Raw genomic sequence first — 21,438 nt, forward strand, 5'->3', positions numbered from 1 at the left:
TCGCTTAGGCGACACACCACCTCCTTCCCCGCTGGGCCGGACGGACCAGTCGCGCGGCGGTCATGGCCGTCGGCCGTGACACTCGATGAAGACTCACGAGGAGGTGGACCGGATGTCCGCGACCAAGGCGAGACAGGTGCGGCACAACACGGCCGTCCAGGTGCTCGGACGGATCGGGATGGGGTGCTACGGCCTGGTGTACCTGCTCATCGGGTACCTGGCGGTGCGCGTCGCCGTCGGCGGTGGCGGCCAGGAGGCCGACGGACGTGGCGCGATCGCGGAGGTCGGCTCGACCGCGATGGGCGGTGTGCTGTTGTGGGTGCTGGCGGCGGGACTGGTGGCCTACGGCCTGTGGCAGGCGTTGCTGGCCGCGGTCGGCTACACCTGGATCGACGAACGCAGGACCCGGACCGTCAAGCGGGTGACGTCCGGAGTGCGCTGCGTGGTCGGGGTTTCCCTGGGCGTCTACGCGGCCAGGGTCGCCGCGGGCGCGGGACAGCAGGGCAGCGGCGACCAGAAGCAGCAGGAGTTCACCGCGCGGCTGCTTGAGTTGCCCGCCGGACCGTTCCTGGTGACCGTGGTGGCCGTCATCGTGTTCGGCGTCGCGGTGGGTTCGGTGGTGAAGGGCTTACGCCGGACCTTCGAACAGGATATCGACCTTTCGCGGCTCCCGTCGGGGACCCGGCGGTGGGTGGAGCGGCTCGGCAGGATCGGTTATGTGGCAAGGGGTGTCGTGTTCGGTGTGGTCGCGGTACTCGTCGGCTATGCGGCGCTGACGCACGACCCGGCCCGCTCCGGTGGGCTCGACGCCGCCCTGCGGACCTTGGCCGCTCAGCCGTTCGGCACGGTACTGCTCATCGTGGTGGCCCTCGGCGTCGCGGCCTTCGGCGTGTACTGCGTCGGGGCGGCACGGGCCCAGCGTGGCTGATGAAGCCGTCCCTTCCGGATCCCTTCCGGATCCCTTCCGATTCCGCCAGTTTCTCGTCGATGAGGTCCCACCTGGCCGTCCCGACGATGCCAGGGCAGTACGCGTTGACGGTGATTCCGTGGCGGGCCCATTCCATCGCGGCGGCCTGGGTCAGCCCGCGCACCGCCCATTTGGACGCGGAATAGTGGCCGAGCGACGCGAACGGCCGATGGGCGACGATGGAGGCCGCGCCGATGATCTTGCCGCCGTTCCCCTGATGGATCATCTGCTTGGCCGCGGCCTGGTAGCAGAGGAACATGCCGCGCGCGTTGACGGCCATCATCCGGTCCCAGTCCTCCGGGTCACTTCGAGCAGCGGCAGGACCTGCGCGATCCCCGCGTTCGCCACCATGACGTCCAGGGAACCCAGCGCGGCGGCGGTTTCGGCGACCATGGCGGTGACCGACTCCGGATCCGAAACGTCCGCCGTGATCGCCGCGGAGCGCCGTCCCGTTTCGCGGATCTCCTTGGCGACCGCCTCGAGTTCCGCTTCGTTGGCGGCGACGTCGTTGACCGCGACGTCGTGCCCGTCCGCGGCGAGCCGGAGCGCGATCCCCTTTCCGACGATGACTCCCTTGTTCGCCTGGGCTTGAACGGAAGGTAGGGGCGACGACGGCACCGTGGGAGGGGCCTCGTGTCTCACCTTGAGACACCGGCGATCAGAGCGACGACGCTGCGCGATAGTCCTTCGGCGAGGTGCCGAGAAGCCGGGTGAACATAGTGGAGAACGCGGCGGGGCTCTCGTAGCCGAGTGAGGCGGCGATCCCGGCGATGGGACGACCCTCCGACAGCAGCGAGAGGGAATGCAGGACGCAGGCCCGCTGCCGCCAGCGGGCGAAACTCAGTCCGGTTTCGGTGGTGAAGAGCCGGTTCAGCGTCCGCTCGCTCACGTGCAGCCGGGCGGCCCAGCCGGCGACCGGATCGTGGATGTCCGGATCGTCCAAAAAGGACTCGCAGAGGGTTCGCAGCCGGTCGTGCTTCGGCAGCGGGAGATCGAGCCGGACCGGGGCGGCCCGGCGGATTTCGTGCAGGGTCAGGCCGATGACCGCGGCGTCCCGCCCACGCGGGGTGTACAGATCGGGCACGCCGACGGCCTCGTTCAGGAGTTCCCGGAGCAGCGCGGAGACTTCGACGACCTGGCAGCGGCGCGGGAACCACGGCACGGCCTTCGGCTCGATGTACAGGCTCCGGGTGCTCACGGTCGTGGTGAAGACCTGATGGACGGTCTCCGGCGGCACGAGCACCGCCCGCCGCGTCGGGATGGTCCACGTGCCGTCGGCCGTTTCGACCCGCATCGATCCCGTCGCGCTGTAGAGGAACTGCGCCCGCCGGTGCCGATGCGGGAGGATCCGGTGCCCCGGCGGGTAATCGGTGCGGATCGCCACCACCGCGCGGTCGAGGTGGTCGACCTCGTCGATGGGGATGTCACGCACCTCACCGAGCCTACGCCGGGGTCCGGTCCGCGAAAGAAATTGGCGCTCTTTCGAATGCCCGCCGCGCCGCGGGCGCCTACCGTCGCAGGAGTGCTGATCGAGATCTCGGTGCTCCTCGGGTTCGGCTGCCTGAGCGGGGTCACCACCGTCCTTTTCGGATTCGGCGGCGGATTCATCACCGTTCCCGTCGTCTACGCCTTCGCGCTCGCCGAGCCGGAGCACGCGCTGGGCGCGATGCACGTGGCGGTGGCCACGTCGACCGCGGTGATGGTGGTCAACGCCGGGAGCGCGACCCTCGCGCAACTGCGGACAGGACGGCTTCGCCGCGACTACCTGTGGCCGCTCATCGCGTTCATCGGCCTGGGTGCCGTGCTCGGGTCCTTCGCGGCCACCATGGCCGACGAGAGTGTCCTGCGCTGGCTCTTCGTCGCCTACCTCGCGCTGACCATCGCCGACAGCGTGGTCCGGAAGGGATTCGTGAGCAGGCGGGAGGACAGCCGGCCGCGTGCGCTCGGCGGGATCACCACCACCGCGGGCGGGACCGGGATCGGTGCCGTGGCGAGCTTCCTCGGGGTCGGGGGCAGTGTCCTCACCGTCCCGCTCATGCGGCGCAAGGGCCTGCCGATGGCCGACGCGGCCGCGCTGGCGAACCCGCTGAGCCTGCCGGTGGCGGTGATCGGCACGGCCGTCTACGCCTTCGCGGCGACGGGCATGGTTCCGGGCGCCGCCCACCTCGGTTACATCGATCTGGTGGCCGCGGGCGCGCTGCTGTGCGGATCGCTGCCGACCATCGCCGTGACGCGCCGGGTGGTCGGCCGGATCCCGGATCGCGCCCACGCCATCGCGTACCTCGCCCTGCTCGTCACCGCGCTGGTCGCGATCGTCGTGCGGTAGTGATCGGATGAGTTTGGCGGATATCAACCCTTGACAAGGCTACGACAAGCTGGCAAGGGGTTATCGCCAGGCAAAGATCCGACGAATCCTCTATCTCTTTTCGGGAACTTGCGCCAAGATCTCCCGCATGAAACTGAGATCGATCACCAAACGCATGTTCGTTCTCGGACTGCTGACGGCTCTCGGGACCACCGGGGCGACGTCGGTGGCCACCGCCGAACCCCAGCTTCCGCCCGCCGAGGCCAACGCGACCGGGCTGCCGCACGGCGCCTGGGACCCGGTCGGCCCGAACAGCGTCGGCGGGCTGCTGGCGGTTTCGCCCGCCGGGCTCGCGATGATGGTGCCCAGCCCGCCCGCCCTGTGGCTCTCCGGCGACCGCGGCGCCTCGTGGACCGTGCGCAGGGGGCTGCCGGCGGACACCGCCATCCAGGGAATCTTCGCCGATCCGGTGAACCCGGACCGGATGCTCGCGGTGGGCAACTCGCCCGGCGGGATGCCCGGCGAGTGGCACGGGATGCTGCTGCGGACCACCGACCGTGGTCAGAGCTGGGAGACCCTGCGCGAGTGGTACCCCGACGGCGCGTTCGGGATGGCCACGGACCCGACGGGCCGGGTCGTCGTGGTGCAGAACCTCGACTCTCTGAGCGTCAGCATCGACGGCGGCGAGCACTGGAACGACGTGCCGAGGACCTGGCCGCGCGAAGGGATCGCCTCGCCGGTCGGCGCGCTCAAGCTCACGATGGTCGGCGACGACGCCTACTTCACGACGGTCTACCCCGAATACGCGCTCTGGGTGGTCCGCGGGGTCAGCGGCAAGGAACGGCGGGCGGAACTCGTCTACCGGACCAACGGCGAGGTCAATCAGGTCGCCGCGGACGGCGAGCGGCTCGTGGTCACGGTCGGCCCCGAACTTCACGGTTCCGCCGACGGCGGCAAGACCTGGACGGTGCTGCGCCGCGAGCCCGGTGGGCAGACCCTGCGCGAACCGCGTTTCGTCGGCGGACGCCTGTACGTCTCGACGTATAACGACATAGACGCCAGCACGGACTTCGGCCGTACCTGGACCCGCAAACCGGCGCCCGCTCCCGGCGAGGGTGTCAGCGACATGATCGATCTTCCCGCCGTGCCGGGCAAACCCGCCACCACGCTGATCTCCTCGCTGTACCGCGGCGTGTACGCCGACGGCGGCAAGAGCGGATACCAGCAGATCGGCGTGCCCGGGGAGACCATTCGCGACCTCGTGACCACCGGGAACCTCCTGCGGGAGAGCGTCGTCGCGGCCGGTGTGCAGGAGATCTACAACACCCCGCTCCCGCGCGGCAAGGTCTCCGCGACGGACCGGGTCTGGCAGTCCCACCCCACCGACCGGCTGCACGAGGACGCGAGCCTGTCCGTCTCGCCGAGCCGCCCGGACGTCGTCTGGCAGGTGACCAGGAACGGGTTCTCGCTCGACGTGCTGCGCAGCGGTGACGGCGGGCGGACCTGGCAGTTCGCGGCGAAGGCGAAGGAAGGACTCCCCAGGGCGATCTTCGCCCACCCCGCCGACCCGGACCGGCTCCTCGTATCGGCCTTCGCACCCGGCGGCTACGTGCTCTACCGCAGCGACGACGCGGGCAAGACCTGGGAAAAGCTCGCGACCGACAGCGGCTTCCTCACGTTCGCCGGTGATCCGTGGAACCCGAACCGCGTCTGGGGCGGGGACTCCGGCGGTCTGTCCCGCTCGGACGACGGCGGCAAGACCTGGACCCACGTCACGAGCGAACCGGTCAGTTCGATCTCGGTCAGCCGGTGGGGTGGCGGTCGCGTGCTCATCGGCGGCGCGGGCATCCACCTGAGCGAGGACGGCGGCCGGACGTTCCGCCGGGTTCGCGACGGCGAAGACCCCCGTGAGATCAGCCGGATCCTGCCGCATCCGTTCGACTTCCGGGTGTGGTTCGCGAGTGATTCGACCGGGGGAGGCGTGCTGCGCAGCACGGACTTCGGCCGCACCTGGTCGCACGTGCCCGGCGCGCTGCCCGATCCCAGGGTGCTCTCCCTGGCGATCAGCGCGGACGGCCGGTATCTGTTCGCCGGCACCGCGCAGTCCGGCGCGTACCGGTTGAAGCTGTACTGAGTCCTGGTGCTTCGTGGCCGGAGAAAGTTCCGGCCACGAAGCGTTTACTCGGTCCTCGCCGAATGTCAGAGTCGAGGGCATGGCCATCGACGTCGCCGCCCTCCGGCTCCATTTCCCTTCCCTCGCCGACGGAACCGCCTTCTTCGACGGACCAGCGGGTACCCAGACACCCCGGCCCGTCGCCGACGCCATCGCCCGGACACTCACCGGGCCACTGTCGAACCGGGGCGAGGTCTGTCCGTCCGAACTCAACGCGGAGAACTCCGTCGCCGCGTTCCGAGCCGCCTACGCCGACTTCCTCGGTGTGCCGGCCGAAGGTGTCGTCCACGGCCGCAGCGCCACCCAGCTGACGTACGACTTTTCCCGGCACCTGGCCAAAAGCTGGCGTGAGGGCGACGAGATCGTCGTCAGCAGGCTCGATCACGACGCCAACGTCCGGCCGTGGGTGCAGGCCGCGGAGCGAGCCGGGATGACCGTCCGCTGGCTCGACATCGATCCTCTGACCACCGAACTGGACCTCGATTCCCTGGTCCTCACCGAAAGGACGAAACTGGTCGCGGTCACGGCGGCTTCGAACGTCCTCGGCACGAAACCGCCGATCCGCCGGATCGCCGATCTCGCCCACGACGCCGGGGCGCTGGTGTTCGTGGACGGAGTGCACTACGCCGCCCACGACCTGGTGGACGTTCCCGCGCTGGGAGCGGATTTCTTCGTCTGCTCGCCGTACAAGTTCCTCGGCCCGCACTGCGGGGTGCTCGGCGCGTCGCCGTCCCTCCTCGAAACCGTCGAGCCGGACAAGCTCATGCCGTCGCCCGACACCGTGCCCGAACGGTTCGAATTCGGAACGCTGCCCTACGAAATCCTCGCGGGCGCGACGGCGGCCGTGGACTTCCTCGCCGCACTCGACCCGGGGCCGGCCGGATCGCGACGCGACCGGCTGACGAACTCGATGAACTCGTTGCACGAGCACGAAAGCCTGCTGCACACCAGGCTGGAGAAGGGATTGGGCGACGCCGTCACCGTCCACGGCAAGGCCGCCGACCGGACGCCGACCGTCCTGATGAGTCTCGGCGGGCGCGAGCGCGAGGCGCAAAAGTCTCTCGCCGAGAGGAATGTCGTCGCGCCGGCGGGGTCCTTCTACGCCTACGAAGTCTTCGCGGCCCTGAAGCTCGAGGACCCCGCGCTCCGCGTCGGGCTGGCACCGTACACCAGCACGGAGGACGTCGACAGGCTGCTGGACGGGCTTTCGGCGTTCGGGTGACGGCCACAGTGGACAGTTCGGCGTGCCGAATGCCCGGTTTCGCGTGCCTGTCCATCCCATCACGTGTGTCGTCCGTCCAGACACGCGAAACCCCAGCCGCCGCGAAGTACATGAAGGACCCCTTCACTGCGCCAGGCGCAAGGAAGGAGTCCTTCATGTACTTGGGAACGCGTGAAGGCCCATTGGGTCAGCCGCGTGAAGGGGGCCTTCACGCGCATCGCCGTGAGGCCCTCACGGACCGGGCCCGCGACGCACCCAAGACGCTTAACTCGAACAGGTTGGATTTCCGCGCCGCCGCCGGAGCCGTATTACCGTTCGATCATGATCGACAACGGGAGGTTCGCGATGCGTTTCCGGTCGGTGGCCGCTGCTGTCCTTCTCGGTTGCGCCTTGTGCGTGGCGCCCGCGGCTCTCGGGGCCGGGGCCCGGTCGCTCGCGATCCAGCCTTGCCCCGAGGTCAACGATCCGCCCGACTACAAGATCTCGAACGGCGCCAAGGCCTGGATGAAGACGAACCTGCGCAGCGACTACCTGCGCGGGCCGGGGACGATCACCTACAACAAGACCACGACCTCCTCGGTCAACGCGTCCATCACCGGTACGACCAGTGCCGAGGCGGGCGTCATCTTCGCCAAGGCGAGTGTTTCGCTGGCGGTGAGCGTCGGCGCGAGCTACTCGAAGTCCGATTCCTGGTCGTATGCCGCGACGGTGCCCGCGGGGAAGACGTTGCGGTTGCAGCAGTACAAGGAAGCGCGCTCGTTCACCGTGCAGAAGTACCGGATCGTTCCGCCGTGCAAGGTCAAGTACCTCTGGAAGAAGAACGCCGTCGCACCGGTCAAGAGCCCCAGTTACCTGTGGCAGCTCATCGGCTGACCCGGTTTGGGGTCGATCACAAGACTCGTTCGCCCGATCTTGTGAGCGGCCCCATGGACGAACGGTGACCGTGCCGACACGCTGGGGGAGGGGCGCGGGCAACGAGGCCCGGACGGAACGGGACGGTGGCCACGATGGGGAAACTTCGCGCACGGATACTGATCGCCGGGATGGTCGCGCTCGCGACCGTGGGTATCACGCCCGCCGCGACGGCCGAGTCCGGCATCGCGAGCCGGTGGAGTGAACCGGGGCCGTACGCGGTGACCGTCGAAGCCCTCGACGGCGCCCACACCGTGTACCGGCCTTCGCGGCTGAAGAAGCACCCGGTGATCTTGTGGGGCAACGGGACCGGCGCGAACCCGAAAACCTATGACGGCCTGTTGCGGCATCTGGCTTCCCACGGTTTCGTGGTCGCGGCGGCGGACACGCCGAACGCGGGTTCCGGTCAGGAGATGCTGGCCGGGGCCACGACCTTGATCGCCGAGAACTCCCGTCCCGGCAGTCCGTACCACGGGAAGATCGACACGGCGCACATCGGCGCCACCGGCCACTCCCAGGGCGGCGGCGGGGCGATCGCCGCCGGCGCGGACTCCCGTGTCACCACGACGATCCCGATCGAACCGGGACCGCAGGGCTCGGCCGCGGCGCTGAAGGGGCCTGCGTTCTTCCTGGGTGGGCAGTTCGACACCATCGTCGTTCCCGGGCTGCTGGTCATCCCGCGCTACCGCCTCGCGGACCAGGTCCCCGCGGTCTACGGCGAACTCGGGGGAGCGACCCATTTCACGCCCGTCGGGGACGGAGGCGGGTTCCGCGGCGCGATCACGGCGTGGTTCCGGTTCTGGCTTTCCGGCGACGAGCGGGCACACGCGGAATTCTTCGGCGCTTCCTGCGGATTGTGCAGCGACCGGGCGTGGTCCGACGTTCAGCGCAACGCGAAGGCGCTGGCCGTTCCGGGAGCTTGATCGGCGGATCTTGTCGGTGGTCCGGGTTAAGGTCTGCCACAGCAGCCTGACCTGGAGGGATCCCGCAATGACCACACTCGCCAACCGGCCGAACACCGCGCTCCTCGTCGTCGACGTCCAGAACGGCGTCGTCGACGAGGCCCACGAGCGTGACTCCGTGGTCGCGAACATCGGCGCTCTCGTCGGCAAGGCGCGACGGAAGGCGTGCCGGTCGTGTGGGTGCAGCATTCCGACGACGGACTCGTGCGAGGCAGCGAAGAGTGGCGCATCGTCGGCGAGCTGGACCGTGACGAGTCCGAGCCGCTCGTAGAAAAGTCCTACGGGGACTCGTTCGAGGACACCGATCTGGAGAAGGTGCTCGCCGAGCGCGGTGTCGGGCGGCTCGTGGTCGCAGGGGCGGAGACCGACGCCTGCATCCGTTCGACACTGCACGGCGCGCTGGTCCGCGGGTACGACGCGACGCTGGTCGGTGACGCGCACACGACCTTCGACAAATCGGAGTGGGGTGCGCCCAAGCCGGAACAGGTCATCGCGCACACGAATCTGTACTGGCGGCACCAGGTCGCGCCGGGCCGGAAGGGAGGGACGGTCAAGACCGAAGACGTCGATTTCCGCGGCTGAGCCGCTTCACCGCGTGCCCGGCCAGCGAGCGACCAGCAGTCCGGCGTCGCCCGCGAAACCGCCGCGGCAGTGGGAGTTCGCCGCCGCGAGCACACGACGGACGATTTCCGGCGGTACGTGCCCGGCGCCGGCGGCCAGGCTGTCGGCGAGCGCGAACCGTCCGCCGTCGGCGACGCGTGTTCCCGCGAGGCCTTCGGTGTGCAGGACAAGGAGATCTCCGGCCCGGAGGTGGGCGGTCGTGATGCGCCCGGGGCCTCCGTCGCCGAACGGTGGCCGCCGTTCACTGTCCACTGTGGTCGGTTCGTACCCGGTGCCGAGTACGAGCGGTGGTTCCCCGCCCGCTTCGAGATGGCGCAGGGCTCCATGGGTGAGGTCCACTTCGGCCAGTGTGCCGCGGACCGTGGTGCCGTCACCGAATTGCGTCGAAAGCGCTTTGTCGACAGAGTGCTCCTGACCACGTAGATCCTGGCCCTCGCGGCGAGCGGATCGGTAGGCGGCGAGCGCCGCCGACACCACCAGGCCCGAGGACACGGTGTCCCGGCCCGCGTCGAAGATCGCCAGCCACGCCGTCGTTTCGGAAAGGGCGTAGTCGAAGCTCACTCCGCGAACGTCGTAAGCCGGTTCGACGCCGCCCGCCACCACGAAGTCGCCCGTCGCCGCCGTCGACGGGGGCAGGTTCTGCCAAAGCAGCTCGGCGGTGGGGCCGCGCCGTCTTCGACGCCGGGTCATGTCGAGGCCGTCGCCGTAGCGCATCGCGGCGGCGATGAGGTGGCCGGACAGCGAGGCGAGCCACTGGCACTGGGTGCGCAGGGTGGGGTCGTGCAGGTCCGCGTCCGTGGTGGCTTCGATCTCGAGCACGCCCATCCGCTCGTCGCCGTCCAGCAGGATGGCCCACAACCGCGGTCCGCTCGGCTCCTCGGTCAGCGTGGTGCCGGCGTTCCGGTAGGCCCGGCCGGCGGTGCTGGCCTCGATGGGCAGCGGCATTCGGCCGGGCGCCCGCTCGCCGGGCAGGGGGAAGAGCAGCCGCTGCTCATAGTCGGCGAGATAGACCGTCAGCTCCAGGTCCAGCGCCCGGCCCGATGCGGTGACGATCTCGGGCAGCCGCTCGGGTGAGACCCGCTGGGCGCCATCGAGAAGTCCCACCAGCGCGGCCAGGAGACCGCGGGGGCGGCTGTCCTCCCCGACGTCGCGGCTGTACGGTGCCCGTCGCGCGCCGGAGAGCTCGTCGAGTCGCTCGTTGACCGCGTGGGCCACCATGTCCCGCTGGATTCTGGGCAAGGGGAGCACTCCCCGCAGGTAGGCCTCCAAGTCGACTTCGCTGACATCGCCGCCCAGTGCGAAGTATCTCAGCCACAGTTGTTCCAAAGTCAGCCCTGTGCGCGTGAAGCAATCGGCGATGATCCGGCGCTGCTCCGCGGCCTGGAGCGAGGACACAGTGATCACCCCCCGGGGTTCTCGGCGACACCGGCCCGGGTACCACCACGGCCCGAGGTGAAACATGAGCCGGACCCGGCGGGCCGATGCGGAATTACGCCAGGTGGCCGAACCCGTCATCGCCGGTGTGGCCGGAGGAGGCGATCCGGGACGGGCCGAACGTGGGGTGCGGTAGGCCGGGTGATCGCATTCGGCTAAAGTCGGCTTCCGAAAGCGGTTCTGAGCGTTGAGAAGTTAGCGCCGATCCGCCGGTAACCGGGTTGGTTGCGGCGGTTGATGGTGCGCGCTCGGCGCCGGTTCCCGCCGGTGACTCCCGTGGTGCATCACGCCGATGTGCAGAAGTGGGAGAGGCGGGCTTTGGCCGATGAATTCGACTGGCAGCAGGATAAGAACCGATTCGTCGAGGATGTCGGCGACGGCGACCTGCCGGTGATCTCCGAAAGCGGCGTCCGGCTCATCGCCGGGCCACTTGTCACCCAGTTCGTAGCCCTGACCAGGGCGTTGCTGGATTCCGGTTCGATAGCGGCGGTCCTCGAACGGGTGGTCTTCGCGACGCGAGACCTGGTGCCGGGCGCGGATCTGGTCAGCGTCACCCTCCTCGATCCCGACGGAGGGTTCCACACGCCGGTGCGGACCGACGAGATCGCCGGCGAGCTGGATCAGCTGCAGTATCAGTACGGCGAGGGTGCGTGCGTCGAAGCGGCGCGGGTTTCGGGGCCGGCGGCGGCGTTCAGCGACAATCTCGCGGAAGACGCCCGATGGCCGCGTTTCGGTCCCGCCGCCGCGGCGCTCGGGTTCCACTCGCTGGTCTCGACGGCCCTCCTGCCCGAAGCGTCGAGTTCGCAGCCTTCCGGCGCGCTGAACGTCTATTCGCGCAGTCCGCACGGCATCGCCAAGGCCGACCGTGACGTGCTGCTGCTTCTGGCGACGCACGCGTCGCTGGCCTTGGCGACGACCCACGCGGTCACGCGCGGTCAGCTCCAGGAGGAGCAGCTCCAGCAGGCGCTGGACAGCCGCGACGCGATCGGGCAGGCGAAGGGCATCCTGATGGCGCGGCGCGGGATCGACGCCGCTGAGGCGTTCGAGGTGCTGCGGCACACGTCGCAGAACATGAACGTCAAACTCCGGGAGCTGGCGGAGATGCTGTCCAAACGGCATACGGAACTGCAACTGCCGGACTGATCGGGTGGACGCCACTACGATCGCGATCATGGGTTTCGGCGAGCTGGAGTTGTCGCGGACGTTCGAGTGGCGTGGCCGTTCGGTGGCGTGGGAACGCCTCGGCGAAGGCGCCCCGGTGGTGCTGTGCCACGGGACACCGTGGTCGGTGCAACTGTGGGCGCCGTTCGCGCGAGCGCTCAGCGCGGAGTTCGCCGTCCACGTCTGGGACATGCCGGGGTACGGCCGTTCGTCGAAGGACCCCGGCCACGCCGTCGATCTCGGGACGCAGGGCGAGCTTTTCGCCGACCTGCTCGAGTACTGGGGGTTGACGGCACCGCACGTGATCGCCCACGACTACGGCGGGGCCGTATCTCTGCGCGCGAAGCTGCTGCACGGCGCGGAGTACGCCTCGCTCGCCCTTGTGGACGTCGTCGCGCTGCGGCCGTGGGGTTCGGAGTTCTTCCGGCTCGTCGCGGAGAACGCCGAGGTCTTCCAGGCGCAGCCCCCGGCGGTGCACAGGGGAGCGCTGGAGTCCTACATCGGGACGGCCTCCCATCGCGGTCTCACCGGCGCGCAGCTGGCCACGCTCACCGGGCCCTGGCTGGACGCGGACGGGCAACGTGCCTTCTACCGGCAGATCGCCGAGGCGGACGTCCGCTACACCGACGAGATCCAGGACCGCTATCCGGAACTGGCGTTGCCGGTGAAGGTGATCTGGGGTGCGGACGACACGTGGATCCCGGTGGACCGGGCGAAGCGTCTCGCCGACGCGATTCCCGATGCGCTACTGGACGTCATTCCCGAGGCCGGGCATCTGATCCAGTACGACGCGCCGGTCGAACTGGCCTTTTCCCTGCATCGGTGGCTCACCGCGGAAGTGGGCCGGTGGGGACCTGCCGGGAGCGGACGCTGAACCGCGCCGTCAAGATCGACATCAAGTCATTCGGATATTAGAAGTCGTCTACGTGATATCCGGCCACGTATGCGCTCGAAAGCAGTGCGCCGTGACATTCCGCCGTCGACGGGCCGAAACCGACCGGAACCCAATGTCCGACGGTGTACCAATAGGAGGATCCGGACGCGCAGTGGGCGACCACCCGGTAGGTCTCCGAGTGTCCCGGCAGGCCGAAACAGGTCAGGGAAATACCCTCGCCGAAGAGGATTCCATAGCGATCGCTGCCGCATCCGTAGGGCGGGAACCTGCCCTCGGTCGCCGCGGAGGCCGGTGAAGCGGCCAGGATTCCGGCCGCCGAAAAGGCGGCCATGACTAAAGCGGCGATTTTCTTCTTCATTGCTTTCTCCCGCGGCTCGTTCCCAATGGAATGCCCAGATTAGCCGCACGGAAGAATTGTCGTGAATTCATCGGGCAGGTGAAACGAGAACGCGTGCGGTGAACCACGCTGCTCCGAAAGGGCGTCGCTCGCCCCTCTTCTGAGTTCCCGGCTCCCCTTTTGGCCTAGCGCCTCCGGTACTGCGCCGGAGACGTGATGGTGGACCTGTCCTCGTACGACCCGGGCCTGCCGCGGTCGACGTGGAACGTCGTCAGGGTGCTGACCGGGGAGCGCGGGTCGCGCCGGTCGCCGATCACCCGCATGTGCGTGCTCCAGCGGTGCGGGGTGACCTCGTAGACGTCGTAGCCGTACCGGTCGCCCTCGAAGTACTTGAGGTGCGGGTTCGCCGCACCCATCTTCGGTCCGTTCGTGGCGTTCCATTCGGGGGAGTAGGCCCCGGAGGTGACCGAATGCGCGGTGAACTCCGTGCCGATCACCGGGGTGGCCGGATCCGCGAAGTCCGGGCGGATGTCGTCGACGAACGCGGAGTGCCAGTCGCCGGTGATCACCACGAGGTCTTCGAGACCGCTCTGGGCCACGTGGGTCAGCACTTCCTTGCGTTCGGCTAGGAAGCCGTCCCATTGGTCCGTGAACATGTAGCCGCCGCCGGGCTTCGCGAGCTGGCTCAGCATGATCGAGTTCACCCAGCAGTGCCACGCCTCGCCCGCACCGGTCACCTGGTCCTTGAGCCATGCCTTCTGGTCCGCGCCGAGGATCGTGCCGTCGGGCAGGTTCTGCGCCGACCGGTACTGCCTGAGGTCCAAAATGGACAGATCGAGGAGGTCGCCCCAGCGGCGCTGCCGGTGGATCCTCGGTGACGAGGGGTGGTCGGGGCGCACCGGCATGTGCTCGAACCAGGCCTGGTACGCCGCCGAGCGCCGCGCCCGCAACGACGGGGTGGTACCGCTGTAGTCGTTGACGACCTCGTGATCGTCCCAGGTGATGAACCAGGGGTGGGCGGCGTGGGCGTCCCGCAGCGAGGGATCGGATTTGTAGAGCGCGTGCCGCCGCCGGTACGCCGGCAGGGTGAGCACTTCGGGTCCTTCGTGATCGCGCAGCGGATTCCCGCCGACCTGACCGTGCTCGTAGACGTAGTCACCGAAGTGGACGACGAAATCCAGGTCCTCCCGCGCGATCCCGGCGTGCGCCGCGTAGAACCCGTCGTGGAACGCCTGGCAGTTCGCCGAGGCGAACCGCACCCGCCGGACCGGCCCGACCGGCGCGGTTCGGGTGCGGCCGATCCGGCTGACCTTGCCGAGCGCGTGGAACCGGTAGTAGTACTGAGAGCCCGGCTCCAGCCCGGACACCGGGACGTGCACGCTGTGCCCGAGCCCGGCGGTGGCGGCCGTCGTCCCGTGTGCCACGCGACGGCGGAACGCGCGGTCGGTGGCGACCTCCCAGGCGACCTCGACGGTGTCGTCCAGCGGCTGCTCGAACTCCATCGGTTTCGGCGCGAGCCTGGTCCAGAGCGCGACGCCGTACGGGACCGGGTCACCGGACGCGACGCCCAGGGTGAACGGCGCTTCGTCCCAGGTCGCGCCCAGCGCCGCCGCGGCCTCCTCGGCCTGCGCGACCGTCATCCGCGAACTCAACGGCCAGGCCAGCCCCAGCGCACCGGCGGTGGCGGCGCCTCGCAACAGGTCGCGGCGGTTGACGGACATCGGTGGTCTCCTCGGCACTCGGCGGATCGCTCTCCGACACCGAACACTGCCAAGATGGCCGGAGTCCGACGTGGGGGAGAACATCAGACGGTGATGACGACCTTGCCGCGTGCGTGTCCTTCGCGGACGTACCGGATGGCTTCGGGCACCTCGGCCAGCGAGTAGGCCCGATCGATGACCGGCGCCAGTTTCTCCGCTTCGATGAGCGCCCGCAGTGTCTGGAGATCGTCGTGGTCCTCCGTGGAGAACAGGCCACGGAGCTTCTGCTTCACGAACGGCCCGAGGAGCAGCGCCTGCACATTGCGTCCTACCGCGCCGATCCACTTCCCCTCGCTCTCGCCGCCGACGAGGACGAGAGTGCCTTGCGGGGTAAGGGCCTTCCGCAGCGAGGACAGCGGCCGGTTGCCCGCGGTGTCGAGGATGAGGTCGTAGCCGCCGCCGAAGTTCTCGCGTGTGTAGTCGAAAACGCGGTTCGCGCCGAGTGAGCGGACGAGGTCGACCTTGCCCGTTCCGCACACGCCGTCCACCTCGGCACCGAACGCCTTGGCGATCTGCACCGCGAAGGTGCCCACGCCACCGCCGGCACCGATGACCAGGACCTTCTGCCGGGGCGCGACCCGGCCTTTGTCCCGAAGGGCTTGGAGCGCGGTGAAAGCGGAGATGGGGACCGCCGCGGCTTCTTCACAACTGAGTCGTTCGGGCTTCCGGGTGATCTTGTCCACCGTGGTCAGTGCGTACTCGGCGAAGGACCCTTGGCAGGTGCCGAAAACCTCGTCGCCCGGCCGGAATCGGGTCACCCCGTCGCCGACGGCGTGCACTACGCCGGCGAAGTCCAGCCCGCGGACGCGGGCCTTCGGTCTCCGTACGCCGAAACCCATCAAGCGCACCAAGTACGGCGTGCCCTCCATGAGGTGCCAGACTCCGGGATCGACCGCCGCCGCCCGGATCCGCACGACCACGCCTCCCGGTCCGGCTTCGGGTTCGGGCAGGTCGGTCAGTGTCAGGACGTCAGTGTTGCCGTACTCGTTCTGGGCGATCGCCTTCACGGCGGCCTCATTCCTGGTCTGGGTACTGGAAAACGTCGTCGAGCCCGACGCCGAACACCCTGGCGATCCGGAAGGCCATCTCCAAGGACGGCGAGTAGCGGCCCTGTTCGATGGCGATCACCGTCTGGCGGGTGGCGCCGATCCGGTCCGCGAGTCCCGCTTGGGTCATCTCACCCTTCGCGAACCGCAGGGCACGGATGGAGTTCGTGACCTTGGTCGGTTTCACCATGCCTGGAATCCCCGGCGGTAGGCGGCGATCTTCGCCATCGAGCCGAGCACGGAGGACAGGACGAAGGCGAGGTACACGGTGTTGGCGATCCAGAAGTGGTCCAGCTCCGCCATCGCCATGACGAGTGCCGCGACACCACCGATCACGACGAACGACTGTCCGATGTGCTCGCCGAACCGGCCGATCTCGCGGTCGCGCTGGTCCTTGCGGCCCGCGTCGCGCGGTGAGGCGATCGCCGCGGCGATGTGCAGCACGATCGAAGCCGCGATGGCCGCGCCGATCGTCCACACCAGTGCCGCCACGTAAGGGACATCGACGAGCGGGCCGGAGCCCGCCCGGCGGAGGACGACGATCAGGTACGCGGCGTAGCCGAAGATCGTGACCACCACCATGATCCACGCGCGTTTCTCTTCCATAGCCACGAGACCAAAGGTAAAGAGTTCTAGACATCATGTCAAACATTCTTTACTTCGACGCGGGCAGCTAGTTCGTGATGCAAATAGTGCGTAGTACGAACTTAAGGAGTGGTGATGACACTGTCCGGATTCGGGCTCGAAACCGGCGTCGGCGAGTTGGAGGACCTCCTGCGGCACGCCGAACAGGCCGACCGCGCGGGACTCGACCTGGTCAGCCTGTCCGATCACCCGTACTTCGCCGACCGGCTCGACGCGTACGCGGCACTGGGCGTGATCCTCGGCCGGACGTCGCAGGTCACGGCCGCGGTCAACGTGACCAACCTGCCGAGCCGTCCCGCGCCGATGCTGGCGAGGACGATCACCTCGCTTTCGGCGCTCTCCGGCGGCCGGGTCACGCTCGGCATCGGTGCGGGCGGCCTCTGGCGGGAGATCGCCAAACTCGGTGTCGAGCATCGGACGCCCGCCGAAGCGGTCCGGGCGATGGGCGAGGCGATCACCCTGATCAAGGCGCTTTCCGGCGGCGGGGCGCCGTTGACGTTCGAGGGGGAGTTCTACTCCGTCGACGGGTTGGTGCCGGCGGCCGCGCCCGCGCCCCCGGTCTGGACGGGCGCTGTCGGGCCCAAATCCCTGGCGGTGACCGGAAAACTCGCCGATGGCTGGATCCCCGGGCATGCCGCGCACTGGCTCAGCCCGCGGTTCGCCGAATCCCGTCCGGTGATCGACCAGGCCGCCGCCGACGCGGGCCGCGACCCTGGCGAGATCGCCACCATCTATAATTTCCGGGCCGCATAACGGAAAAGCCCCTGCCGTCGCCGCGTGACGACGAGGGACGATGGGTCGGTGGTTCGCCGGAGCGGTGGGTCGAGGAACTGGTTCCGGCGGTACGCGACCACGGCGCCGCGGGGTTCATCTACTTCCCGGTCGAAGACGCGACCACGACTGACAGCGCGCTCGGCCGTTGGGGGAACGAGGTCGTCCCGGCGATCCGCGAGGAGCTCGCCCGGAACTGACCCGGCTGCCGAGATTCAGGCGTCGACGGTGAGGGTCTCTTCGAGGGTCGCCCGGTGCGTCGGCTTCGCCTCTTCGTAGCGACGGCGGCCCTCGTCGGTCACGACGACGAAGATCCCGCGCCGGTCCGACTCGCAGAGCGCGCGCTGGACGAGTCCTTCACGTTCGAGGCGGGCGACTAGTCGTGAGGTGGCGCTCTGGCTCAGGTGGACGACCTCGGTCAGGTCGGCCGCGCGGCATTTGCCGACGACGCAGGTCACCAGTCGTTCGAGAGCTTCGAACTCGGTGACGCCGAGGCCGTGGCGCTCCTGGAGGCGGCACTCGAGCCGTCCGAAGACCGCCGCGTGCCGGGCGGACAGTTCGTGCCACTCCCGCAGCAGGTCTTGTTCGGCGACGTCGCTCACGCGGCCCAAGATAGCATGCACATGAATTTTATGCAAAGTCATTAAATGCACTTGCATTAGATGCGCGTGCATGTACTGTACGGGTCATGAGTTCTTCCGTGCAGCTGTCCACCAGCTCGACAAGGTGGGACGCGCGCCTCTGGGGTGTCCTGCTCACTGTGTCCGTCGTCGTGGGCCTCGACGCGCTCGACGTGTCGATGGTCGCCGTCGCCCTCCCGTCCATCCAGGCCGAACTCGGTCTCTCCACCGGTGCCCTGCAATGGATCATCAGCGCCTACGTGCTCGGCTACGGCGGCCTGCTGCTCCTCGGCGGGCGCACCGCCGACCTGCTCGGCAGGCGCCGGGTCTTCCTCGTCGCCGTCGCGGTCTTCGCGCTCGCTTCCCTGCTCGGCGGCCTCGTCGACGACGGCGCGCTGCTGATCGCCACCCGCTTCATCAAGGGACTCGCCGCCGCGTTCACCGCACCGGCCGCGTTGTCCATCATCACCACGACCTTCCACGAAGGCCCCGCCCGCAACCGGGCGATCAGCATCTTCGCCGTCTTCGGTGCCAGCGGTTACTCCGCGGGCCTCGTCTTCTCCGGTCTGCTCACCCAGGTGGGCTGGCGCTGGACGTTCCTGCTGCCGGTGCCGATCGCGCTCGCCGCGCTGGTCGCCGCGATCAAGCTGATCCCGTCCTACCGGCCGCAGACCGGTGGCGGCTATGACTTCCCGGGCGCGATCACCGGTGCCGCCGGTTCGCTTCTGCTGGTCTTCGCCGTGGTCGAGGCACCGGAGATCGGCTGGGCCGCGCCGCGGACGCTGATCTCGTTCGCCCTCGCGCTCGCCCTGCTCGTCACCTTCGTGTTCATCGAGAAGCGCAGCAAGCACCCGCTGCTCCGCCTCGGCATCCTGCGCTCCGGCCCGCTGGCCCGCGCCAACCTCGGCGGTGCGACGTTCTTCGGCGCCTACATCGGTTTCCAGTTCGTCGTCATGCTGTACCTGCAGACCGTGCTGGGCTGGTCCGCGCTGCAGACCGCGCTCGGTTTCCTGCCCGCCGCGCTGATCGTGGCCTTCGGTTCGCCCAGGATCGAGCCGCTGATCGACCGGCTCGGCACCCCGCGCACGATCCTCGCCGGTGTCGTCGCCCACGTCATCGGGTACGCGCTGTTCCTGCGGATCGACGAGAGTTCCAGCTACGCCGGTTCGGTGCTGCCGAGCATGATCCTGCTGGGTATCGGCTTCATGCTGGCGTTCTCCTCGCTGAACATCCAGGCGACCAACGGCATCTCCGACGACGAGCAGGGGCTCGCCGGCGGGCTGCTGAACACGTCGATCCAGGTCGGCGGCGCGATCGGCCTCGCCGTGGTGACCGCGGTCCTGACCGGTAACTCCGGTGGTGCCACCGGTCCTGCCGCATTGCTGAACGGGCTGGCGCCCGCGCTCACCGTCGTCACCGGCATCGCCGTGATCAGTGTCCTGGTGGCGCTGTCCGGAGTCGTCGGCCTGCGCAAGGCCGAAGTCCGCTCCACCGTCGCCGAACCGGAGTTCGCCGCGGCCGAATGACCAGGGGGTGATGGCCCCTTCCCGCGCTCGGGGGCGGGAAGGGGCCCGTCGCTACCAGCGGATCGGCAGCGATTTCAGCCCGTTCTGGAAGTTCGACCGCAACCTCACCGGTTCCCCGGCGGGTTCGACCTCGCCGAGCAGGTCCAGGACCGCTCCGAACATCGCGCGCAGCTGCACCCTGGCGAGCTGGGCGCCGAGGCAGAAATGCGGGCCGTGCCCGAAGGTCAGGTGATCGTTGGGGGTGCGGCCGATGTCAAAGCGGTCCGGGTCCTCGAAAACGGTCTCGTCGCGGTTCGCGGCGGAGAACCAGACGACCACCTTGTCACCCGCCCGGATGTCCACATCGGACAGGACGACGTCCTCGGTCGCGGTCCGGCGGAAGTGCATGACCGGCGTCCACCAGCGCAGCATCTCTTCCACCGCACCGGGAAGCAGGGAACGGTCGGCGAGCAGCCGCCGGTACTGGTCCGGATGCGACAGCAGCGCCTGCATGCCGCCGGGGATGCCGTTGCGCAACGTTTCGTTGCCCGCCACGGAAAACAGCCAGAACAGGTTCTCGAACTCGGCGATGGACACCCGGCCGCCGTCTTCGACGTGACTCATCAGGTTGCTCATCACGTCTTCGCCGGGATGCCGGCGTTTGTACTCGCCGAGCTCGTTGGCGTACGCGTAGAGATCCGGCATCCCCGCGCGGGTGCGCGGATCGGGCATCGACCCGTCCGGCCCCGGAACCGGCCGGACGGCCAGCGCCGCCCGCGCGAGATCGGTGACCTCGTCCGCCTCGACGGTCGCGCTCACCGCGTAGTCGGCGTCCTGATAGCCGATCACGCGATTGCTCCAGTCGTACATCAGTCGCCGGTCCTGCTCGGGGATCCCGAAGACCTCGGCGAGCGTCAGCAGCGGGAGATCGGCGGCGACCGCGGCGAAGTCGCACCCACCGTCCGCGCGGACTCCGGCGATCAGATCCCTCGCCCAGCCCTGGATCCGTTCGGTCAGCCTGCCGACCGCGCGCGGCGTGAACGCCTTGGTGAGCAGGCCCCGCAGCCGGGCGTGCTCGGGCGGATCCATGTTGAGCATCATCCGGCGGACGTACCCGAGGTCCTGCTCGGTCGCCGGATCCCGGATCTGCGTCCCGCCCAGCCGCGACGAGAACAGCTTCGGGTTCCTGAGCACGTGTTTGACGTCCGAATGCCGCAGCACGGCCCAGAAATCGTCGACGCGCACGACCGGTGACCCCCGGCGCAGCGACGCGAGGTGCTCGTACGGCACGCCCCGGGTGTATACGTCCGGATCGGTGATCACGCCTCCGACCCTAGCCCGCGGACGGGGGACTGCGGAAAGATCCGTCCGGTGGACACGCTGAAGATGCGCACCGCCGGAACCGAAGGCCCCGCCGTGCTCTTGCTGCACGGCCTCGGCGCGACAGGAGCGGTCTGGGACGGCCTCATGGCGCAGCCGGGATATCGCTGGCTGGCACCGGATCTGCCTGGTCACGGAGGATCGCCCCGGTTGCCGCACTACTCGTTCGGCGGCCTGGCCGCGGCGGTCGCCGACGCGCTCCCGGAACGCGGTCCGGTACTGGTGGTCGGCCATTCGCTGGGTGGTGTGGTCGGGCTCGCGCTGGCCTCCGGTTGGTTCGGGGTGAAGGTCGCCGGGCTGCTCGCGGTCGGCGTCAAGGTCGAATGGAGCGAGGAGGACCTCGCGCGGGCGGCCGCGATGGCGGCGAAACCGCCGCGAGTGTTCCCGGCGCGGGAAGACGCCGAACGCGGCTTCCTCAAGATCGCCGGCCTGGTCGGTATCGCCGACGCGGATCCCGACGGCGTGGCCGAAACCGAAGGTGGCTGGCGGCTGGCGCTGGACCCCCGGGCGTTCGCCGTCGGGGCTCCGGACATGCGTGGACTGCTCGGCGCGGCACGCTGCCCGGTCGTCCTCGCGGCAGGGGAGCACGACCCCATGAGCCGTCCCGAGCAGCTTCGCGCGCTCAGCTCTTTCACCGTCGAGTTCCCCGGACTGGGCCACAACGCCCACGTCGAAGACCCGTCCGCGCTCCTGCCCTTCCCCCGGCAGTTCGTCCTCTGAAT

The 21,438-nt window shown here is 69.0% G+C and carries 20 protein-coding genes and 2 pseudogenes; 12 read left to right on the forward strand and 10 right to left on the reverse strand.

Going from position 1 to position 21,438, the window contains the following annotated elements; all coding sequences use genetic code 11:
- The first annotated feature begins 112 nt into the window (after positions 1-112).
- Positions 113-928, forward strand: coding sequence for a DUF1206 domain-containing protein (locus AC069I_RS12275; RefSeq protein WP_478265427.1), 816 nt, complete (start codon positions 113-115; stop codon positions 926-928).
- On the opposite strand, the pseudogene AC069I_RS12280 reads toward AC069I_RS12275, so the two are convergent.
- Positions 855-1,609: pseudogene (locus AC069I_RS12280) on the reverse strand (SDR family NAD(P)-dependent oxidoreductase). The gene AC069I_RS12275 and the pseudogene AC069I_RS12280 overlap by 74 nt on opposite strands.
- A gap of 16 nt (positions 1,610-1,625) precedes the next feature.
- Positions 1,626-2,399 (reverse strand): AraC family transcriptional regulator, encoded by a 774-nt coding sequence (locus AC069I_RS12285; RefSeq protein ID WP_478225580.1) that lies wholly within the window; start codon positions 2,397-2,399, stop codon positions 1,626-1,628.
- Between the two features lie 90 nt (positions 2,400-2,489).
- Between AC069I_RS12285 and AC069I_RS12290 the strand changes: the two genes are divergently transcribed.
- From AC069I_RS12290 to AC069I_RS12315, 6 genes and pseudogenes are all read left to right on the forward strand, one after another.
- Positions 2,490-3,293, forward strand: coding sequence for a sulfite exporter TauE/SafE family protein (locus AC069I_RS12290; protein ID WP_478225579.1), 804 nt, complete (start codon positions 2,490-2,492; stop codon positions 3,291-3,293).
- Between the two features lie 127 nt (positions 3,294-3,420).
- Complete coding sequence (locus tag AC069I_RS12295; protein ID WP_478265428.1) at positions 3,421-5,406, forward strand: peptidase S8/S53 subtilisin kexin sedolisin; 1,986 nt, start codon at positions 3,421-3,423, stop codon at positions 5,404-5,406.
- 79 nt (positions 5,407-5,485) lie between these two features.
- Positions 5,486-6,667, forward strand: coding sequence for a cysteine desulfurase-like protein (locus AC069I_RS12300; RefSeq protein WP_478225577.1), 1,182 nt, complete (start codon positions 5,486-5,488; stop codon positions 6,665-6,667).
- 321 nt (positions 6,668-6,988) lie between these two features.
- Positions 6,989-7,540 (forward strand): hypothetical protein, encoded by a 552-nt coding sequence (locus AC069I_RS12305; protein ID WP_478225576.1) that lies wholly within the window; start codon positions 6,989-6,991, stop codon positions 7,538-7,540.
- Between the two features lie 134 nt (positions 7,541-7,674).
- Positions 7,675-8,502: a poly(ethylene terephthalate) hydrolase family protein gene (locus AC069I_RS12310; RefSeq protein ID WP_478225575.1), complete on the forward strand. Its 828-nt coding sequence runs from the start codon at positions 7,675-7,677 to the stop codon at positions 8,500-8,502.
- A gap of 67 nt (positions 8,503-8,569) precedes the next feature.
- Positions 8,570-9,123 (forward strand): annotated as a pseudogene (locus tag AC069I_RS12315) (cysteine hydrolase family protein).
- A gap of 6 nt (positions 9,124-9,129) precedes the next feature.
- Here AC069I_RS12315 and AC069I_RS12320 read toward each other — a convergent pair.
- Positions 9,130-10,557, reverse strand: a complete 1,428-nt coding sequence (locus tag AC069I_RS12320; protein ID WP_478265429.1) for a PP2C family protein-serine/threonine phosphatase — start codon at positions 10,555-10,557, stop codon at positions 9,130-9,132.
- Between the two features lie 357 nt (positions 10,558-10,914).
- Between AC069I_RS12320 and AC069I_RS12325 the strand changes: the two genes are divergently transcribed.
- Both AC069I_RS12325 and AC069I_RS12330 read left to right on the forward strand, forming a co-directional pair.
- On the forward strand, positions 10,915-11,739 hold the full coding sequence (locus tag AC069I_RS12325) for a GAF and ANTAR domain-containing protein (protein WP_478225572.1): 825 nt from the start codon (positions 10,915-10,917) through the stop codon (positions 11,737-11,739).
- A gap of 28 nt (positions 11,740-11,767) precedes the next feature.
- Entirely contained in the window at positions 11,768-12,631 is an 864-nt protein-coding gene (locus tag AC069I_RS12330; RefSeq protein ID WP_478265430.1) for an alpha/beta fold hydrolase, read from the forward strand.
- 37 nt (positions 12,632-12,668) lie between these two features.
- Here the strand turns inward: AC069I_RS12330 and AC069I_RS12335 are convergent, their stop codons facing one another.
- The 5 genes from AC069I_RS12335 to AC069I_RS12355 form a co-directional block, all read right to left on the reverse strand.
- Entirely contained in the window at positions 12,669-13,010 is a 342-nt protein-coding gene (locus AC069I_RS12335; protein ID WP_478225570.1) for a hypothetical protein, read from the reverse strand.
- Between the two features lie 164 nt (positions 13,011-13,174).
- Entirely contained in the window at positions 13,175-14,710 is a 1,536-nt protein-coding gene (locus AC069I_RS12340) for an alkaline phosphatase D family protein (RefSeq protein WP_478265431.1), read from the reverse strand.
- A gap of 83 nt (positions 14,711-14,793) precedes the next feature.
- Positions 14,794-15,756, reverse strand: a complete 963-nt coding sequence (locus AC069I_RS12345; RefSeq protein ID WP_478265432.1) for an NAD(P)-dependent alcohol dehydrogenase — start codon at positions 15,754-15,756, stop codon at positions 14,794-14,796.
- A 7-nt stretch (positions 15,757-15,763) separates the two neighbouring features.
- Positions 15,764-15,985 carry a helix-turn-helix transcriptional regulator gene (locus AC069I_RS12350; RefSeq protein ID WP_478265433.1) on the reverse strand — a complete coding sequence of 74 codons (222 nt, stop codon included), beginning with the start codon at positions 15,983-15,985 and terminating at the stop codon, positions 15,764-15,766.
- On the reverse strand, positions 15,979-16,407 hold the full coding sequence (locus AC069I_RS12355; RefSeq protein WP_478265434.1) for a hypothetical protein: 429 nt from the start codon (positions 16,405-16,407) through the stop codon (positions 15,979-15,981). The genes AC069I_RS12350 and AC069I_RS12355 overlap by 7 nt, the downstream gene beginning before the upstream one ends.
- 108 nt (positions 16,408-16,515) lie before the next feature.
- Here AC069I_RS12355 and AC069I_RS12360 point away from each other — a divergent pair, with 108 nt between their 5' ends.
- On the forward strand, positions 16,516-17,193 hold the full coding sequence (locus AC069I_RS12360) for an LLM class flavin-dependent oxidoreductase (protein WP_478265435.1): 678 nt from the start codon (positions 16,516-16,518) through the stop codon (positions 17,191-17,193).
- A 233-nt stretch (positions 17,194-17,426) separates the two neighbouring features.
- On the opposite strand, the gene AC069I_RS12365 is transcribed toward AC069I_RS12360, so the two are convergent.
- Positions 17,427-17,813, reverse strand: coding sequence for a MarR family winged helix-turn-helix transcriptional regulator (locus AC069I_RS12365; protein ID WP_478225563.1), 387 nt, complete (start codon positions 17,811-17,813; stop codon positions 17,427-17,429).
- An 86-nt stretch (positions 17,814-17,899) separates the two neighbouring features.
- Between AC069I_RS12365 and AC069I_RS12370 the strand changes: the two genes are divergently transcribed.
- Positions 17,900-19,357 carry an MFS transporter gene (locus tag AC069I_RS12370; protein WP_478225562.1) on the forward strand — a complete coding sequence of 486 codons (1,458 nt, stop codon included), beginning with the start codon at positions 17,900-17,902 and terminating at the stop codon, positions 19,355-19,357.
- Between the two features lie 51 nt (positions 19,358-19,408).
- Here AC069I_RS12370 and AC069I_RS12375 read toward each other — a convergent pair whose 3' ends face one another.
- Complete coding sequence (locus tag AC069I_RS12375; RefSeq protein WP_478265436.1) at positions 19,409-20,659, reverse strand: cytochrome P450; 1,251 nt, start codon at positions 20,657-20,659, stop codon at positions 19,409-19,411.
- A gap of 48 nt (positions 20,660-20,707) precedes the next feature.
- Here AC069I_RS12375 and AC069I_RS12380 point away from each other — a divergent pair, with 48 nt between their 5' ends.
- Positions 20,708-21,436, forward strand: coding sequence for an alpha/beta fold hydrolase (locus tag AC069I_RS12380; protein ID WP_478265437.1), 729 nt, complete (start codon positions 20,708-20,710; stop codon positions 21,434-21,436).
- The last annotated feature ends 2 nt before the right edge of the window (positions 21,437-21,438 follow it).

This window comes from Amycolatopsis sp. NPDC043885, assembly GCF_056435685.1.

Excerpts from the sequence above, each read along its gene's own strand:
- AC069I_RS12275 (WP_478265427.1), top strand. The coding sequence starts at position 113 with ATGTCCGCGACCAAGGCGAGACAGGTGCGGCACAACACGGCCGTCCAG.
- AC069I_RS12295 (WP_478265428.1), top strand. The coding sequence starts at position 3,421 with ATGAAACTGAGATCGATCACCAAACGCATGTTCGTTCTCGGACTGCTG.
- AC069I_RS12300 (WP_478225577.1), top strand. The coding sequence starts at position 5,486 with ATGGCCATCGACGTCGCCGCCCTCCGGCTCCATTTCCCTTCCCTCGCC.
- AC069I_RS12305 (WP_478225576.1), top strand. The coding sequence starts at position 6,989 with ATGATCGACAACGGGAGGTTCGCGATGCGTTTCCGGTCGGTGGCCGCT.
- AC069I_RS12310 (WP_478225575.1), top strand. The coding sequence starts at position 7,675 with ATGGGGAAACTTCGCGCACGGATACTGATCGCCGGGATGGTCGCGCTC.
- AC069I_RS12330 (WP_478265430.1), top strand. The coding sequence starts at position 11,768 with ATGGGTTTCGGCGAGCTGGAGTTGTCGCGGACGTTCGAGTGGCGTGGC.
- AC069I_RS12335 (WP_478225570.1), bottom strand. The coding sequence starts at position 13,010 with ATGAAGAAGAAAATCGCCGCTTTAGTCATGGCCGCCTTTTCGGCGGCC.
- AC069I_RS12340 (WP_478265431.1), bottom strand. The coding sequence starts at position 14,710 with ATGTCCGTCAACCGCCGCGACCTGTTGCGAGGCGCCGCCACCGCCGGT.
- AC069I_RS12350 (WP_478265433.1), bottom strand. The coding sequence starts at position 15,985 with ATGGTGAAACCGACCAAGGTCACGAACTCCATCCGTGCCCTGCGGTTC.
- AC069I_RS12360 (WP_478265435.1), top strand. The coding sequence starts at position 16,516 with ATGACACTGTCCGGATTCGGGCTCGAAACCGGCGTCGGCGAGTTGGAG.
- AC069I_RS12370 (WP_478225562.1), top strand. The coding sequence starts at position 17,900 with ATGAGTTCTTCCGTGCAGCTGTCCACCAGCTCGACAAGGTGGGACGCG.